The organism is Sphingomonas sp. NFR04 (genome assembly GCF_900114095.1).
Lineage (GTDB): Bacteria > Pseudomonadota > Alphaproteobacteria > Sphingomonadales > Sphingomonadaceae > Sphingomonas.
Window position 1 is genome coordinate 489,281 of record NZ_FORV01000002.1, and the last position, 14,930, is coordinate 504,210.

Below are 14,930 nucleotides of genomic sequence, written 5' to 3' on the forward strand. Positions count from 1 at the left end.
ACCGCACTCCGCCATAGCGGTCTGCGATGAACCCGATCTATTCCTCGATGGGCACCACCATCTTCGAAGCCATGTCCGCCCGCGCCCGGGCGAACGGTGCGATCAATCTCGGCCAGGGCTTTGCCGATGGGCGTGGGCCCGAAGCGGTGCTGGAGGCCGCCGCGCGGGCGGTGCTGGAGAAATCGAACCAATATCCGCCCATGGCGGGGCTTCCCGAATTGCGCCAGGCGGTGGCGGATCATTATGCCCGCCATCAGGCGCTCAACCTGGCGGCGGAGGAAGTGATCGTCACCTCGGGCGCGACCGAAGCGCTGGCCGCCGCCCTCTTTGCGCTGATCGAGCCGGGCGACGAGGTGCTCTGCTTCCAGCCGCTCTACGACGCCTATGTGCCGCTGATCCGCCGCGCGGGCGGCGTGCCACGCTTCGTCCGCCTCAGCCCGCCCGAATGGCGGATCGAGCGCGCCGCACTCGAAGCAGCGGTGACCGCCAAGACCCGGCTGATCCTGCTCAATAATCCCCTCAACCCGGCCGCGACGATGACCAGCGCCGAGGATCTGGCGATGCTTGCAGATTTCTGCGTCGCGCATAATCTCACGGCGATCTGCGACGAGGTGTGGGAGCATGTCACCTTCGACGGCGCGCGCCATCTGCCGCTGATCGGCTTTCCCGGCATGCGCGAGCGGACCGTGAAGATCGGCAGCGCGGGCAAGATCTTCGCGTTGACCGGCTTCAAGGTCGGCTGGATGTGCGCCGCCCCGCCCCTTGCCCGCGTGCTGGCCAAGGCGCACCAGTTCCTCACCTTCACCACCCCGCCCAACCTGCAATGGGCGGTGGCCGAGGGGCTGGCGACGCAGGACGGCTGGGTGCAGGACGCCCGTCATCGCTTCCAGGCCGGGCGCGACCGGCTCGCGGCGGGCCTGCGCGACGCCGGCTTCGCAGTGCTGCCGAGTGCTGCGACCTACTTTCTCTCCGTCGATCTCGCCGCCTCGGGTCTGGCGATGGACGACGTGACCTTCAGCGAGCGTCTGGTCGATGACGCCAAGGTCGCGACGATTCCGGTCTCCGCCTTCTATGCCGAGGATCCGGTGACCAACGTCGTTCGCTTCTGCTTCGTCAAGGAAGACGCGGTACTCGACGAAGCGCTCACGCGGGTGAAGGCGTGGCGCACGGCGCTGGGCTGAAGCCTCAGATGCGGTCGAGCACCCCGCGCTCGGTGATATAGCCGGTCACCAGCCGCGCCGGCGTCACGTCGAAGGCGGGGTTGAGCGCAGGCGAGTCCGTAACCCGGATCGTCGCGATCTCGCCGCGTTCGTCCGGCCCGGCCAGCCGGGTGATTTCCTCGGCCGAGCGCGCCTCGATCGGGATGTCGGCACCGCTTGCGGTCGCCGGATCGAAGGTCGTGTAGGGCAACGCGACATAGAAGGGCACACCATTGTCGTGCGCCGCGAGCGCCTTCAGATAGGTGCCGATCTTGTTGCAGACATCGCCATTCGCCGTCACCCGATCGGTGCCGACGATCACCGCGTCGACCTGCCCCTGCATCATCAGCAGGCCGCCGGCATTGTCGGCGATCACCGTGTGCGGCACGCCGTGGTTGCGCAGCTCGAAGGCAGTCAGCAGCGCGCCCTGGTTGCGCGGGCGGGTCTCGTCGACCCAGACATGCACCGGAATGCCGGTATCGTGCGCGAGATAGATCGGCGCCGTCGCGGTGCCATAGTCCACCGTCGCCAGCCAGCCGGCATTGCAATGGGTGAGGATGTTGAGCGGCCGGTCCGGGTTCTTCGCGTGGAGGTCGCGGAGCAGCGCCAGCCCATGCTCGCCGATCGACCGGCAGAGCTGGGCATCCTCGTCGCAGATCGCGTCGGCACGCGCATAAGCAGCAGCCGCGCGCTCCGTTTCGGGTAGCCCCTGCACCGCCGCGCGGACCTGGTCGAGCGCCCAGCGCAGGTTGATCGCGGTGGGCCGCGTCTCGACCAGCGCCGCATAGGCGGCATCGAGCCCAGCATTGCTGGAATCCACCGCCAGCGCCATGGCGAGACCATAGGCCGCGGTGGCCCCGATCATCGGCGCCCCGCGCGTCCACATCTCGCGGATCGCCACGGCGGCGGCGTCGAGGTCGCGCAGTTCGACCCAGCGGATCTCCCAGGGGAGCTGGCGCTGGTCGAGAATGCGTATGCCCTTCCCATCGGCGGTGCGCGCGATCGAGCGGGTGTGCGTGCCTTCCAGGATCACAGGCGAATCTCCGCGAGCGAGTGAATGTCGGCCGGCCCGCCGGCGCGATCGATCAGCAGCGCGCCGAGCCCCGCCGCGCGCGCCGCCTCGACCTCCGGCTGCATGTCCGACACGAACAGGATTTCCCTTGCTTCAAAGCCAGTTGCGGCCGCAATCCTGGTATAGCTCTCAGCTTCGCGCTTCGGCCCGGTCGTGGTGTCGAAATAGCCGGCGAGCATGGGCGTCAGGTCACCGGCGATCGAGTGGCCGAAGATCAGCTTCTGCGCCGCGATCGAGCCGGACGAGTAGATGTAGATCGCCACCCCGGCGGTGTACCAGCGATGCAGCGCCTCGGGCGTGTCGGGATAAACATGCCCCTGCAGCGTGCCGTCGGCATAGCCCTGTGCCCAGATCAGACCCTGCAGCGTCTTGAGCGGCGTCGCCTTGCGATCCTCGGCGATCCATTCGAGCAGGGTAGCCACCTTGTCCTCGCCCGGCACCTCGGCGAGGATCGACGCAACCTCTTCAGAATGCGCCGCTACATAGCTTGGCAAATGCCTGGCAGCATGGGGAAAAAGCACCTCCGCCACGAAGGCGATGCTGCTCGTGGTCCCCTCGATGTCGAGCAGGACGGCCTTGGTGTGGGTCATGGAGATACTCGCTGCGCCGCGCGTCAGGCGGCGATGGGCGCGTGACGCGGAAAACGATCGGCGATCGCATCGCCGGTGAACTGCGCGATCCAGCCATCGGGGTTGGTGAACAGCCGGATCGCGGTGAAGCGTGGGCTCGGCCCCATGTCGAACCAGTGCGGCGTGCCTGCCGGCACCGAGATCAGATCACCCTCCGTGCAAAGAACCGCATAGACCCGATCGTTCAGATGCAGTGTGAAGAGCCCCTCGCCTTCGACGAAGAAGCGCACCTCGTCCTCGGCATGGCGATGTTCGGACAGAAACTTGGCGCGGAGGGCTTCCCTTTCAGGATGATCCGGCACCATCCGGATCACGTCGACCGAGCGATAGCCATGCTCACCCTTCAGCCGCTCGACCTCGGGGGCGAAGGCGGCGAGCACCGCATCCTGGTCCGCATCGGGGGCGATCGCGCGTGAAGGCCAGCGCTCGAACCGCACGCCGCGGATCGCCAGTTCCTCGGCGATCGTCACCGGGTCCTGGGTGTCGAGCAGCGGCGCCGCATCGGTTTCCGCGAAGATACGAAGTCGGCTCATCGTGCCCATGCCCGTCTGAAGCTGGCCTCGGCGAGCTCGGCGGCGATCATCCATTCGGTCGCCTCCAGCACGCGTTCGGCCTCGTCCACGTCCTTGCCCCAGGCATAGAGCCCGTGGCTGCGAATGAGATACGCCGGAATGGCCCTGGGCGCCAGCAGCGCCGGGCGGATCGCCGCCTCGATCACCGCCATGTCCTGGCTGTTGTCGACGATCGGCAGCCGCACCTCGGCCTCGTGCGTCGTGTGGCCCGGATAGGCCTTGAGCATTTCGTGGCCCACTAGCGTGATGCCGTCGCTCTCGGTCGCCCGGCTCAGCCCCACCGCCTGCGGAGAATGGCCGTGCAGCACTGCGCCGGCCTCCGGAAACAGGCGATAGATCGCCAGATGCAGGTCGGTCTCGGCGGAGGGTTTGCCGGGAGTGAGCGGCTGGCCGTCCAAGTCCACGCGCATGACCCCATCGCTGTTCAGCCGGCCCTTGTGGCGGCCGGAAACGGTCAGCGCGATGCTGCCGTCGTCGAGCCGGGCCGAGTAATTGCCCGAGGTCGCCGGTGCCCAGCCGCGCGCATCGAGCCGCTTGCCGGCCTCGATCAGCGCTGCGACGGCCTGTTCAAAGGACATGGTCATGCCGCGCCTCTAGCGCTTCGCACGCGCGGCGCGACACAGAATTTTTCGTTTGGGGAACAGATCAACGATGCCAACGCGATGCGGCGCGATTCGACCAATCGTGAACAGCCGCCGTCCCGAAACGGCATGACGGCTCGGTGAACCGGGCAGCGGGCGCGCCGAAACGCACCATTGAGGGGCGATAGCTGGACCATCGTTAACGATGCTTCTGCTATACGGTTGCCGGGGCATGACAGAAATTTGCGGGCGCAGAACAAAGATCATGGATTCGAACACTTCGATACAAACGCGTCGGGCTTTGCTCAAATCGGCGCTGGTAATGGCGAGCGGCGCGGCAGTTTCGGCCTGCGCCTCGCGCACCATCGGCACGACGATGGCGGCCGCGGCGCCAGCGCCGCGGATACAGCCGGCGCCGGTCGCCTCGCTGAACCCGGCACCCAAGGTCGCTGCCCAGGCGCGGATCGTGCCTGCCGGCATCCGGCCCGACCTGTTCAAGCGCGCGACCGCCGCGCTCGACCGGCACTCGATGCATGTCGACACGCATGACCGGATCGCGATCGCCGACTTCTCGCTGCCCTCGTCGCAGCCGCGCTTCTTCCTGGTCAACATGGGCACCGGCGAGGTCGAGCCGCTGCTGGTGGCGCATGGCATCGGTTCCGATCCCGGCCATACCGGCGTGCTCCAGCGCTTCTCCAACCAGATCAATTCCGAGGCGACCTGCGAGGGCGCGTTCCTCACCGCCGATTATTATGTCGGCAAGCATGGGGACTCACAGCGGCTGATCGGGCTGGACCCGACCAACAACAACGCGCTGGCGCGTGCGATCGTCGTCCATTCGGCCTGGTATGCGAACCCGGACATGGTCTCGAAGCACGGCAAGCTCGGCCGCAGCCAGGGCTGCTTCGCGGTGGGCGAGCGGCAGCTGGCCAAGGTGTTCGACCGCCTCGGGCCGGGCCGCATGATCTACGCGACCAAGGCGTAACGTTTCTAAGCCCCTCCTCCTGGGAGGAGGGGTTGGGGGTGGAGGGATTCCAGAACCTAGGTTGGTCTCGGTGAGACACGGCCCCACCCCAACCCCTCCCCTGAAGGGGAGGAGCTTATATCCCCCTCCCCCGGATACATCCCGCGCCCGCGGGGTTGGCAGGCCATGGTCCCCCGGCATAGGACACACGCATGGCCGATCCGCATCCGTTCTTCGCGCTCCACCGCCACGGCATGATCCGCGCGGGCGTCTGTACGCCCGTCGGCACCGTCGCCGATCCCGCCGCCAATGCACGCGCGACCATCGCGCTGGCGCAGCAGGGCGACGCGGCAGGGGCGGACATCCTCGTCTTCCCCGAACTCAACGTCACCAGCTATGCGATCGACGACCTGCACCTGCAGGACACGATCCTCGCCTCCACCCAAGCCGGCGTTGCCGCGATCGTCGAGGCGAGCCGTGATCTGAAGCCGGTGCTGCTGGTCGGCGCCGCATTGGCGCGCAACGGGCGGCTCTACAACTGCGCCGTCGCCATTGCACGGGGCCGCATCCTCGGCGTGGTGCCCAAGACCTATCTGCCCAACTATCGCGAATATTACGAGAAGCGCTGGTTCGCCTCGGGCTCGGGGCTCCGCGACCTCGACATCACCGTTGCCGGCCAGACGGTGCCGTTCGGCCCCGACCTGCTGTTTGCCGCCGAAGACCTGGCCGACTTCGTCTTCCATATCGAGATCTGCGAGGATTATTGGGCGCCCCAGCCGCCCTCCACCGAGGGGGCGATGGCCGGCGCGCTGGTGCTGTGCAATCTCTCCGCCTCGAACATCGTGATCGGCAAGGGCCGCGAGCGCGAGCTGCTCTGTGCCTCGCAAAGCTCGCGGACGATCTCAGCCTATCTCTATTCGGCCTCGGGCCCCGGCGAGAGCACCACCGATCTTGCCTGGGACGGCCAGGGGCTGATCTACGAATTCGGCGAGAAGCTGGCGGCGTCGAAGCGGTTCGAGCTCAGCGACGGGATCACCTATGCCGATCTCGACCTCGAGCGGCTGCGGCTCGAGCGCATGCGCGACGGCACGTTCAACGACAATGCCCGCAACGCCGGCATGCCGGAGACCCGCTTCCGCCGGATCGGCTTCGCGCACCAGCCCGACTTCGCCGATCGCGGGCTGCTCCGCCCGACCCGCCGCTTCCCCTTCGTGCCCAACACGCCGGCGGCGCTGGAGGAGGATTGCTACGAGGCATTCAACATCCAGGTGGAAGGCCTGCGCCAGCGCCTCGCCTCGACCAAGAGCAAGGCGCTGATCATCGGCATTTCGGGCGGGCTCGACTCGACCCATGCGCTGATCGTCGCCGCCAAGGCGATGGACCGGCTCGGTCGCCCGCGTACCGACATTCTCGGCTACACCATGCCCGGCTTCGCGACGAGCGAAGGCACCAAGTCCAACGCCTGGGCGCTGATGCGCGCGATCGGCATCACCGCTGCCGAGATCGATATCCGCCCCACCGCGCGGCAGATGCTCGCCGATCTCGGCCATCCCTTTGCCAGCGGCGAGCCGGTGTACGACATCACCTTCGAGAACGTCCAGGCGGGGCTGCGCACCGACTATCTGTTCCGCCTCGCCAACCGCAACGGCGGCTTCGTGCTGGGCACCGGCGACCTGTCCGAGCTGGCGCTGGGCTGGTCGACCTATGGCGTCGGCGACCAGATGAGCCATTACGGCGTCAATGCAGGCGTGCCCAAGACGCTGATCCAGTATCTGATCCGCTGGAGCGTCGAGAGCGGCCAGTTCGACGGCGAGGCAGCCACGGTGCTGCTCTCCATCCTCGATACCGAGATTTCGCCCGAGCTGGTGCCAGCGGATGCCGACGGCAAGATGCAGAGCACGCAGGACCGGATCGGCCCGTACGAGTTGCACGATTTCTTCCTCCACCATATCGCGCGCTTCGGGCTCAAGCCGTCCAAGGTCGCGTTCCTCGCCTGGCACGCCTGGAAGGATGCCGAGGCGGGCCTGTGGCCGATCGGATTTCCGGCGGAAGGGCGCAACAGCTATGACCTGGCGACCATCGCCAAATGGCTGGAAACCTTCCTCTTCCGCTTCTTCCAGATCAGCCAGTTCAAGCGTTCGGCGCTGCCCAACGGGCCCAAGGTCTCGGGTGCCGCCGCACTCAGCCCGCGCGGCGACTGGCGCGCGCCGTCGGACAGCGTCGCGACCGCGTGGATCGAGGAACTGCGCGCCGCCCTGCCCTGAGCGGCCTCAGCCGCGGGCGACCGCGCGAATCTTGCGCAGCAGCTCGTGCGATTCGAAGGGCTTGCGCAGGATGGTGACGTTGGGCGCAGCGATCGCGTCGAGCTTGTTGGAATCCGCGAAGCCGGTGATCAGAATCACCGGCAGCTGCGGATCGGTAGTCGCGACCTGGGTGGCGACTTCGCTGCCGCTCAGCTCGGGCATGGCGAAGTCGACCACCAGCGCGCCGAAGCGTCGGCCCTGCACCAAGGCCACCCCGGCAGCGCCATCGGCCGCTTCCTCGACCACGGCCCCCGCCGAGCGCAGCATCTCGGCGAGCGACGCCCGGACATGTGCGTCGTCGTCAACCAGCGCGATCGTCAGACCCGCCAGGCTGATCCGCTCGTCGCGGGCGGAATCGTCCTGCACATCGCGGCGTGGCTCTACCGTCGCGAGCGGCAGCAGCAAGGTGACGGTGGTGCCCTGCCCGAGCTCGCTGTCGATCAGCAGCGTGCCGCCCGACTGGCGCAGCACCCCGAACGCCATCGACAGGCCCATGCCGGTGCCCTTGCCGACGCCCTTGGTGGAAAAGAACGGCTCCACGGCACGCGCGACCACCTCGGGCGGCATGCCCATGCCGGTATCGGCGATGCGCAGCGCGACATAGTCACCGGCCGGCAGGTCGGGCGCCACCTTGCCGCTGCGCAGCTCGGCCGAGATCGTCAGCACGCCGCCTTCGGGCATCGCATCGCGTGCGTTGAAGGCGAGGTTGAGCACCGCGAGTTCGAGCTGCAGCGCATCGGTCTGCACGTTCCACACGGGATCGATCCGCTCGATCCGTACGCGCCCGAGCGGCGCCACCGCGCGCTCGACGAGCCCGGCCATGCCGCCGACCAGCTCGGCCAGTCGCACCGACTTCACGTCGAGCCGCTGCTTGCTGGAGAAAGCGAGCAATTGCCCGGTCAGCTGGCGCCCCCGCTCCACCGCATCGAGCGCGCTCGAGGTCCAGCGGATCACGCGATCGGCATCGTCGGGCTTGCGCGAGATCAGCTCGAGATTGCCGGCGATCGCCTGCAGCAGGTTATTGAAATCATGCGCGATCCCGCCGGTCAGCTGGCCCACCGCCTCCAGCTTCTGCGCCTGGAGCAATGCCGCCTCGACATTCTCGCGCTGGGCGACTTCGCTCTTCAGCTCGGCGAGCGCGGCATCGCGCTGTTCCACCATCGCGGCGAGCTGGGCGTTGGCCTCCTTCAGCTTTTCCGACGACGGCAGCCTAGTCAGCGAGAGCAGGAGCGGCCAGAGCAGGATCGCGGTGGTCACCGATGCCGCTGCCGTCACCAGCTTGATCAGCGCCTCCAGCCCGTAGAGCGGGCTGAACAGCGTCACCACGCCCATCACATGCGTCATGCCGCAGGCGAGGATGAACAGCGCGAAGCACCAGAAGACCCAGCCGAACGCCAGATCCTTGCGGCTCCGCACCAGCGCCACCAGCGCGATCGGGATCGAGAAATATGACAGCGCTATCAGCGCATCGGCGACGATGTGCGTCCACAGCAGAAGCGGCTGCCACGACAGGCAATAGCCGTGGGGCGAGTAGTTGCCGCTCCAGAAGGCTGCGAACACGCTTTCCATCCATCCCCCTGCCGCCGGCCGTCGCCGACAGAAAATTGCGCACGACCTAGCGCATGATAATGCGAAGCGGAACTAAGGAAAAAACCCGGTGACGTTCGAAAGATCGTCGCAGGAGTTGATGTTGGGAATGGCTGCCCCCCAATCGATTGCCGTGGCGCCGGCATGCGCGGCCCAGGCCTGCATCGAGCTGCGCGCGCCGGACGCGATATAGGCATCGCACAAGGGTGCAAGCGCGGCATCCCAGATGCCGAGCACCGGCAGCTGCGCGACGAAGCAAGACCCATGGCGCGCCACCAGCGCTTCCAGCAGCGGCGCGGGCAGCAGCGGCGTGTCGCACGGCGCGACGAGGACGCGCGCCGCACCGAGCTCGGCAGCTTCATGGAGTGCAGCGTTGAGGCCGCCCAGCGGCCCCAGGCCCGGCGCCGGACGATCGGGCACCCCCCCCTCGCCCGCGCGCCCGCAGAGGATCACACCATCGCAATGGGGCGCCAGAGCCGCGGCGACATGGTCGATCAATGCACGCCCGTCGAGCGCCGCCAGCGCCTTGTCCGATCCGAAGCGCCGCGCCTGCCCGCCCGCCAAAATCGCGCCGAGCGGCTTCATGGCACCAGCCGCAGCATGGCGTCCGGCCGCACCAGTGCAGCCATCCGCAATCCCGCTTCACGGGCGCGCTCTGCCGCCAGGGCAGTCGGTGCGGAGATCGCCGCCAGCAGCGGGCAGCCCGCCAGCACCGCCTTCTCGACCAGCTCGAACGAGCAGCGCGCGCTGATCAGCGCGAAGCCGCCGTCCCAGCCAAGCCCCTGCCGCGCCATCGCGCCGACCAGCTTGTCGAACGCATTGTGGCGGCCGACATCCTCGCGAACCAGGCGGATCTCGCCCTCGGCCGAGCAGAGCGCCGCGGCATGGGCCGCCCCCGTCTCGCGGTTGAGCGGCTGATGGTCGCGCAGCGCCTCGGCCGCGCGGAAGATCGCCGCCGACGATGCCGTGCTTTCCGCTTCGATCCTCGGCAATGGACGGAGCGCCGCTTCGAGATTGTCGATCCCGCACAGCCCGCAGCTCGAATCGGTCGTGCGGTGCCGCACCCGCTCGATCACCACCGCGGGATCGGCCAGCGTCACGCGCAGCACCACGCCCTGCTCGGCCCGGTGGCTTTCCACGTCGACCGCAGCCCCCAGCCGCTCGGCCGCGACGAAGCCGGTCGCGAAATCTTCCAGGTCCGTGGGCGTCGCCATCATCACGGCATAGCCCAAACCGTTGATCTCGATCGCAACCGGCACTTCCGCGATCAAGCTGCGTTGGAGCCGGGTCTCCGACCCGTCGGGCGTCACGCGATCGAACCACATATCCATGGGTTCAGGATAGGCGGGCGCGGTTGGCGGGTATAGGGGCAAGACTGGTTGCAAGGAGCGTGGCGATGGCCCGGGCGAAAGACGGAACGATTCATTATTCGGGCGCCGAGGGCGGCTGGGGCTCGATGCGCGGCATGGCGCTGGTCGCCGGCGACGAGCGCCCGAGCGCCGATGCCCTGAAGACGCTCGCCAAGCAGAACAAGCCCGGCGGCATGATGTGCACCTCCTGCGCCTGGACCAAGCCGGCCAAGCCGCACATGTTCGAATTCTGCGAGAACGGCGCCAAGGCGACTTTGTGGGACCTTACCACCCGCCGCGCGACGCCGGAGTTCTTCGCCCAGCACACGCTCAGCGAGCTGAAGGGCTGGAGCGACTATGACCTGGAACAGGCCGGCCGCCTGACCAACCCGATGCGCTACGACCGCGCCACCGACAAGTACCTCCCCTGCACCTGGGAGGAGGCCTATCGCGCGATCGGCCAGAAGCTGCGCGGCTATGATCCCAAGAGCACGATCTTCTACGCCTCGGGCAAGGCCAGCCTGGAGACCAGCTATGCCTGGGCGCTGTTCGCGCGGATGTATGGCCACAACAACCTGCCCGACAGCTCGAACATGTGCCACGAGACCACCTCGGTCGCGCTCAAGTCGACGATCGGCGCGCCGGTCGGCACCTGCGTGCTCGAGGATTTCGAGCATTGCGATGCGATCTTCTTCTTCGGCCAGAATACCGGCACCAACAGCCCGCGCTTCATCCACACGCTAACCGCCGCCCGCAAGCGCGGCGCCAAGATCGTGACGTTCAATCCGATCCGCGAAAAGGGCCTGCTGGAATTCCGCAACCCGCAGAGCATCCAGATGGTGACCGGCGGCAAAACCAAGATTTCCGACCAATATTATCAGCTGAAGCCCGGCAGCGACATTTCCGCCATGCTCGGCATCGCCAAGCATGTGCTGGCCGAGGAGGATCGCCGCGGCGGCGTGATCGACCATGCCTTTATCGCCGAGCACACGCACGGGTTCGAGGCGTTCGCCGAGAAGGTCCGCGCCACCAGCTGGGAGACGATCGAGGCGGAGACCGGCCTGCCGCGCGCCGACCTGATCGCCGCCGCCGATGTGTATATCGAGGCCGAAAGCGCGATCGGCATCTGGGGCATGGGGCTCACCCAGCATGTCGGCGGCTATGACAATGTCGCGGGCGTGGTGAATCTGATGCTGCTGCGCGGGAATATCGGCCGGCTCGGCGCGGGCGTCTCGCCGGTGCGCGGCCATTCCAACGTGCAGGGCCAGCGCACCGTCGGCATCTCCGAGAAGCCCGAACTGGTGCCGCTCGACCAGCTGTCCGAGCAATATGGCTTCCAGCCGCCGCGCGACGAGGGCTACACCACCGTCACCGGCTGCGAGGCGATCGCCGAGGGCAAGATCAACGCGTTCCTGGGGCTCGGCGGCAATTTCCTCCGCGCCATCCCCGATCACCGGGTGATGGAGAAGGCCTGGACCCGGATGGGTCTCACCGTGCAGATCGCGACCAAGCTCAACCGCGGCCATCTGTTCTGCGGCGAAACCGCCTATCTGCTGCCCACCCTGGTCCGCTCGGAGCGCGACGTGCGCGACGGCACCCCGCAGGTGGTGACGATGGAAGACAGCCTCAGCTGCATCCACGGCTCGATCGGGGAGGCCAAGCCGGCGAGCCCGCACCTGCAGCCCGAGCTGGCGATCGTCGCCGGCATCGCCGAGGCGACGCTGGACCCCAACCCGAACGTTCCGTGGGAAGCCTGGTCGAGCGACTATGCGCTGGTCCGCGATGCGATCGAGACGACCTATCCGGACAAGTTCAAGGACTTCAACCAGCGGCTGTTCACCCCTGGCGGCTTCTTCAAGGGCAACAGCGCGCGCGATCGCAACTGGGAGACCAAGAGCGGCAAGGCCGAGTTCACCGTGCCGGAGCATCTCAACGCCACCGGCTTCGCCGAGGCGGCTGGCGTCTACCGCCTGATGACACTGCGCTCGAACGACCAGTTCAACACGACGGTCTACGGCTATTCGGATCGCCTGCGCGGCATCGAGGGCAAGCGCGACGTGCTGCTGATCAGCCCCAAGGAGATGGAACGTGCCGGCCTGAAGGAAGGCCAGCGCGTGGCGCTGGTGGGGGATGATTCGGATGGTGTCGATCGCACGGTCGAAGGGCTGGAGGTCCTGCCCTTCAACCTGCCCGAGGGCTGTGTGGCCGGCTATTATCCCGAGCTCAACCCGCTGATCGCGCTTCGTCACCACGACGGCGCCTCGAAGACCCCGGCCGCGAAATCGGTGCCGGTGCGCATCCGCATCTGATAGCATCACCCGCGCCGCGGAGACGGCCGCCGGCTCTTGTCGGCGGCCGTTCTTATGCTAGGCAGCGGACAACGTTGACAAACGATCCGGGAGGAGAGGACGACATGAAGCGACACACCCTCAAGCTGGCAGCGCCGCTGCTGGCGCTCGCCGCCACCACCGCCTTCACGGCACCCGCGCTGGCCCAGCAGCAGGCCTCGCGCCCCTGGACCAACGCCAAGCTTTCGCCCGACGCGCGCGCCAAGGCGATCCTCGCGCAGATGACCGAGGACGAGAAGCTGACCCTGGTCTTCGGCCTGTTCGGCACCGACTTCGCGCCGAAGAACTTCAAGACCCCCGCCGAGGCGCGTCCGGGCTCCGCCGGCTATATCCCCGGCATCCCGCGGCTGGGCATCCCGGCGCAGTGGCAGACCGATGCCGGCGTCGGCGTCGCGACCCAGGGCGGAGCCGAGCGCAAGCGCGGCCGCACCTCGCTCCCCTCGGGAATCGCGACCGCTGCGACCTGGGACCCCGCCCTCGCCTTCAAGGGCGGCGCGATGATTGGGGCTGAGGCGCGCGCCTCGGGCTTCAACGTGATGCTCGCGGGCGGCGTCAACCTGCTGCGCGAGCCGCGCAACGGCCGCAATTTCGAATATGGCGGTGAGGACCCGCTGCTCGCCGGCACGATCGTCGGCGCGCAGATCGCCGGCATCCAGTCCAACCACATCATCTCCACCGTGAAGCATTATGCGATCAACGACCAGGAGACCGATCGCAACAAGATGAACGCGGTGCTCGATCGCACCGCCGCGCGGATGAGCGACCTGCTCGCCTTCAACATCGCGATCGAGAAGTCCGATCCGGGCTCGGTGATGTGCAGCTACAACAAGGTCGACGGGCTCTGGGCGTGCGAGCAGCCCTGGCTGCTGACCGACGTGCTGCGCCGCGACTGGGGCTGGAAGGGCTTCGTCATGTCCGACTGGGGCGCCACCCATACCACCGTCGCCGCCGCCAATGCGGGCCTGGAGCAGGAATCGGGCTGGCCCTTCGACGAGCAGCCCTATTTCCGCGAGCCGCTCAAGGCGGCGATCGCCAAGGGCGAGGTGAGCAAGGCGCGCCTGGACGAGATGGCCCATCGCATCCTGCGCTCGATGTTTGCCCACGGCCTGTTCGACCATCCGATCACCAGCGCGCCGCTCGATCTCGCGCCGGCGATGCTCAGCGCGCATGCCGACGTGACCCGCGCCGATGCCGAGGCGGCCATCGTGCTCCTCCAGAACAAGGGCGACGTGCTGCCGCTGGTGGGCAGCGCCAAGCGGATCGTCGTGATCGGCGGCCATGCCGACAAGGGCGTGCTGGCGGGCGGCGGCTCGTCGCTGGTCTATCCGGTCGGCGGCAATGCGGTGCCGAACACCGAGCCGAAGGTCTGGCCGGGCCCGATCATGTACCATCCGTCCTCGCCGCTGGAGGCGCTGCGCCGCCAGCTGCCGGGCGCGCAGATCAGCTATGTCGACGGCAGCGATGCCGCGGCGGCCGCGGCGGCGGCCAAGCAGGCCGATGTCGCGCTGGTGTTCGCCACGCAGTGGGCGGGCGAGTCGTTCGACGTGTCGCTCGGCCTTACCGACAACCAGGACGCGCTGATCGAGGCGGTCGCGGGTGCCAACGCCAAGACGGTGGTGGTGCTGGAGACCGGCGGGCCGGTGCTCACCCCCTGGGCCGACAAGACCGCCGCGATCCTCGAGGCCTGGTATCCCGGCACGGCCGGCGGCGAAGCCATTGCCAATGTGCTGACCGGCAAGGTGAACCCCTCGGGCCACCTCCCCGCCAGCTTCCCGCGCAGCGTCTCGCAACTGCCCAAGCCGAGCGCGCCCAACGAAGGCGAGACGCGCTATGCCGAAGGCGCCGCGGTCGGCTACAAATGGTATGATGCGAAGGGCGACAAGCCGCAGTTCGCCTTCGGCCATGGCCTGTCCTACACCCGCTTCGCCTATTCGGGCCTGAAGGCCAGCGCGCCCAAGGGCCAGGTGACCGTCACCTTCACCCTCCGCAACACCGGCGCCCGCGCCGGCGCCGACGTGGCGCAGGTCTATGTGTCGGGCGCCGGCTGGGAGGCACCGAAGCGGCTGGGTGCGTTCCAGAAGGTGTCGCTGGCGCCGGGCGCGTCCAAGACCGTGTCGGTCACCGTCGATCCGCGCCTGCTCGCGGTATTCGACGGCGCGGCGCACCAGTGGAAGATCGCCGGTGGCAGCTACAAGGTGCTGCTCGGCCAGTCGGCCGAGGACATCGTCGCCACGACCACCGTCACCGTGCCGGCACGCACGCTGCCGGTGAGCTGGCATCCCTGACGAGAACCGCCCCGCGCGCTTAGAGCGGCGCGCGGGGTTTT

Annotated in this window: 13 protein-coding genes; 5 read left to right on the forward strand and 8 right to left on the reverse strand. The window is 67.8% G+C overall.

Annotated elements, in window-relative coordinates:
• Positions 1 to 26: 26 nt before the first annotated feature.
• Positions 27 to 1,181 carry an aminotransferase gene (locus tag BM009_RS08455; RefSeq protein WP_093295370.1) on the forward strand — a complete coding sequence of 385 codons (1,155 nt, stop codon included), beginning with the start codon at positions 27 to 29 and terminating at the stop codon, positions 1,179 to 1,181.
• A 4-nt stretch (positions 1,182 to 1,185) separates the two neighbouring features.
• On the opposite strand, the gene mtnA is transcribed toward BM009_RS08455, so the two are convergent.
• The 5 genes from mtnA to BM009_RS22945 are packed head-to-tail and all read right to left on the reverse strand — an operon-like array spanning position 1,186 to position 4,533.
• Positions 1,186 to 2,232, reverse strand: a complete 1,047-nt coding sequence (gene mtnA / locus BM009_RS08460; protein WP_093295372.1) for an S-methyl-5-thioribose-1-phosphate isomerase — start codon at positions 2,230 to 2,232, stop codon at positions 1,186 to 1,188.
• Positions 2,229 to 2,861 carry an acireductone synthase gene (gene mtnC, locus BM009_RS08465; RefSeq protein WP_093295373.1) on the reverse strand — a complete coding sequence of 211 codons (633 nt, stop codon included), beginning with the start codon at positions 2,859 to 2,861 and terminating at the stop codon, positions 2,229 to 2,231. Before mtnC ends, mtnA begins: the two co-directional genes overlap by 4 nt.
• A gap of 23 nt (positions 2,862 to 2,884) precedes the next feature.
• Positions 2,885 to 3,433, reverse strand: a complete 549-nt coding sequence (locus BM009_RS08470) for a 1,2-dihydroxy-3-keto-5-methylthiopentene dioxygenase (RefSeq protein WP_093295836.1) — start codon at positions 3,431 to 3,433, stop codon at positions 2,885 to 2,887.
• The gene (locus tag BM009_RS08475; protein ID WP_093295375.1) at positions 3,430 to 4,056 is read right to left on the reverse strand and encodes a methylthioribulose 1-phosphate dehydratase; all 627 of its coding nucleotides are present in this window, start codon (positions 4,054 to 4,056) and stop codon (positions 3,430 to 3,432) included. The genes BM009_RS08470 and BM009_RS08475 overlap by 4 nt, the downstream gene beginning before the upstream one ends.
• A 9-nt stretch (positions 4,057 to 4,065) precedes the next feature.
• Positions 4,066 to 4,533, reverse strand: a complete 468-nt coding sequence (locus BM009_RS22945; protein ID WP_254772238.1) for a hypothetical protein — start codon at positions 4,531 to 4,533, stop codon at positions 4,066 to 4,068.
• On the opposite strand from BM009_RS22945, the gene BM009_RS08480 reads away from it, so the two are divergent.
• Together BM009_RS08480 and BM009_RS08485 are read left to right on the forward strand one after the other, a co-directional pair.
• On the forward strand, positions 4,430 to 5,038 hold the full coding sequence (locus BM009_RS08480; RefSeq protein WP_254772234.1) for a murein L,D-transpeptidase catalytic domain family protein: 609 nt from the start codon (positions 4,430 to 4,432) through the stop codon (positions 5,036 to 5,038). The two genes, BM009_RS22945 and BM009_RS08480, sit on opposite strands and share 104 nt — an antisense overlap.
• A 191-nt stretch (positions 5,039 to 5,229) precedes the next feature.
• On the forward strand, positions 5,230 to 7,281 hold the full coding sequence (locus BM009_RS08485; RefSeq protein WP_093295378.1) for an NAD(+) synthase: 2,052 nt from the start codon (positions 5,230 to 5,232) through the stop codon (positions 7,279 to 7,281).
• Between the two features lie 6 nt (positions 7,282 to 7,287).
• Here BM009_RS08485 and BM009_RS08490 read toward each other — a convergent pair whose 3' ends face one another.
• From BM009_RS08490 to fdhD, 3 genes are all read right to left on the reverse strand, one after another.
• Positions 7,288 to 8,889: a response regulator gene (locus tag BM009_RS08490; RefSeq protein ID WP_093295379.1), complete on the reverse strand. Its 1,602-nt coding sequence runs from the start codon at positions 8,887 to 8,889 to the stop codon at positions 7,288 to 7,290.
• Between the two features lie 72 nt (positions 8,890 to 8,961).
• A complete protein-coding gene (locus BM009_RS08495) occupies positions 8,962 to 9,492 on the reverse strand; it encodes a molybdenum cofactor guanylyltransferase (protein ID WP_093295381.1) in 531 nt (176 codons plus the stop codon).
• Complete coding sequence (gene fdhD / locus BM009_RS08500) at positions 9,489 to 10,238, reverse strand: formate dehydrogenase accessory sulfurtransferase FdhD (protein ID WP_093295382.1); 750 nt, start codon at positions 10,236 to 10,238, stop codon at positions 9,489 to 9,491. Before fdhD ends, BM009_RS08495 begins: the two co-directional genes overlap by 4 nt.
• A 65-nt stretch (positions 10,239 to 10,303) precedes the next feature.
• Between fdhD and BM009_RS08505 the strand changes: the two genes are divergently transcribed.
• Positions 10,304 to 12,565, forward strand: coding sequence for an FdhF/YdeP family oxidoreductase (locus BM009_RS08505; RefSeq protein ID WP_093295384.1), 2,262 nt, complete (start codon positions 10,304 to 10,306; stop codon positions 12,563 to 12,565).
• Between the two features lie 104 nt (positions 12,566 to 12,669).
• Positions 12,670 to 14,889: a beta-glucosidase family protein gene (locus BM009_RS08510; RefSeq protein WP_093295385.1), complete on the forward strand. Its 2,220-nt coding sequence runs from the start codon at positions 12,670 to 12,672 to the stop codon at positions 14,887 to 14,889.
• Positions 14,890 to 14,930 lie beyond the last annotated feature (41 nt).

What these genes read in the sequence shown, in the direction of transcription:
- BM009_RS08505 (WP_093295384.1), top strand. Translation starts at nt 10,304, where the DNA reads ATGGCCCGGGCGAAAGACGGAACGATTCATTATTCGGGCGCCGAGGGC.
- BM009_RS08490 (WP_093295379.1), bottom strand. Translation starts at nt 8,889, where the DNA reads ATGGAAAGCGTGTTCGCAGCCTTCTGGAGCGGCAACTACTCGCCCCAC.
- BM009_RS08455 (WP_093295370.1), top strand. Translation starts at nt 27, where the DNA reads ATGAACCCGATCTATTCCTCGATGGGCACCACCATCTTCGAAGCCATG.
- mtnC (WP_093295373.1), bottom strand. Translation starts at nt 2,861, where the DNA reads ATGACCCACACCAAGGCCGTCCTGCTCGACATCGAGGGGACCACGAGC.
- BM009_RS22945 (WP_254772238.1), bottom strand. Translation starts at nt 4,533, where the DNA reads ATGCCGGCAGGCACGATCCGCGCCTGGGCAGCGACCTTGGGTGCCGGG.
- BM009_RS08510 (WP_093295385.1), top strand. Translation starts at nt 12,670, where the DNA reads ATGAAGCGACACACCCTCAAGCTGGCAGCGCCGCTGCTGGCGCTCGCC.
- BM009_RS08495 (WP_093295381.1), bottom strand. Translation starts at nt 9,492, where the DNA reads ATGAAGCCGCTCGGCGCGATTTTGGCGGGCGGGCAGGCGCGGCGCTTC.
- BM009_RS08485 (WP_093295378.1), top strand. Translation starts at nt 5,230, where the DNA reads ATGGCCGATCCGCATCCGTTCTTCGCGCTCCACCGCCACGGCATGATC.
- BM009_RS08480 (WP_254772234.1), top strand. Translation starts at nt 4,430, where the DNA reads ATGGCGGCCGCGGCGCCAGCGCCGCGGATACAGCCGGCGCCGGTCGCC.
- BM009_RS08475 (WP_093295375.1), bottom strand. Translation starts at nt 4,056, where the DNA reads ATGACCATGTCCTTTGAACAGGCCGTCGCAGCGCTGATCGAGGCCGGC.
- BM009_RS08470 (WP_093295836.1), bottom strand. Translation starts at nt 3,433, where the DNA reads ATGAGCCGACTTCGTATCTTCGCGGAAACCGATGCGGCGCCGCTGCTC.
- fdhD (WP_093295382.1), bottom strand. Translation starts at nt 10,238, where the DNA reads ATGGATATGTGGTTCGATCGCGTGACGCCCGACGGGTCGGAGACCCGG.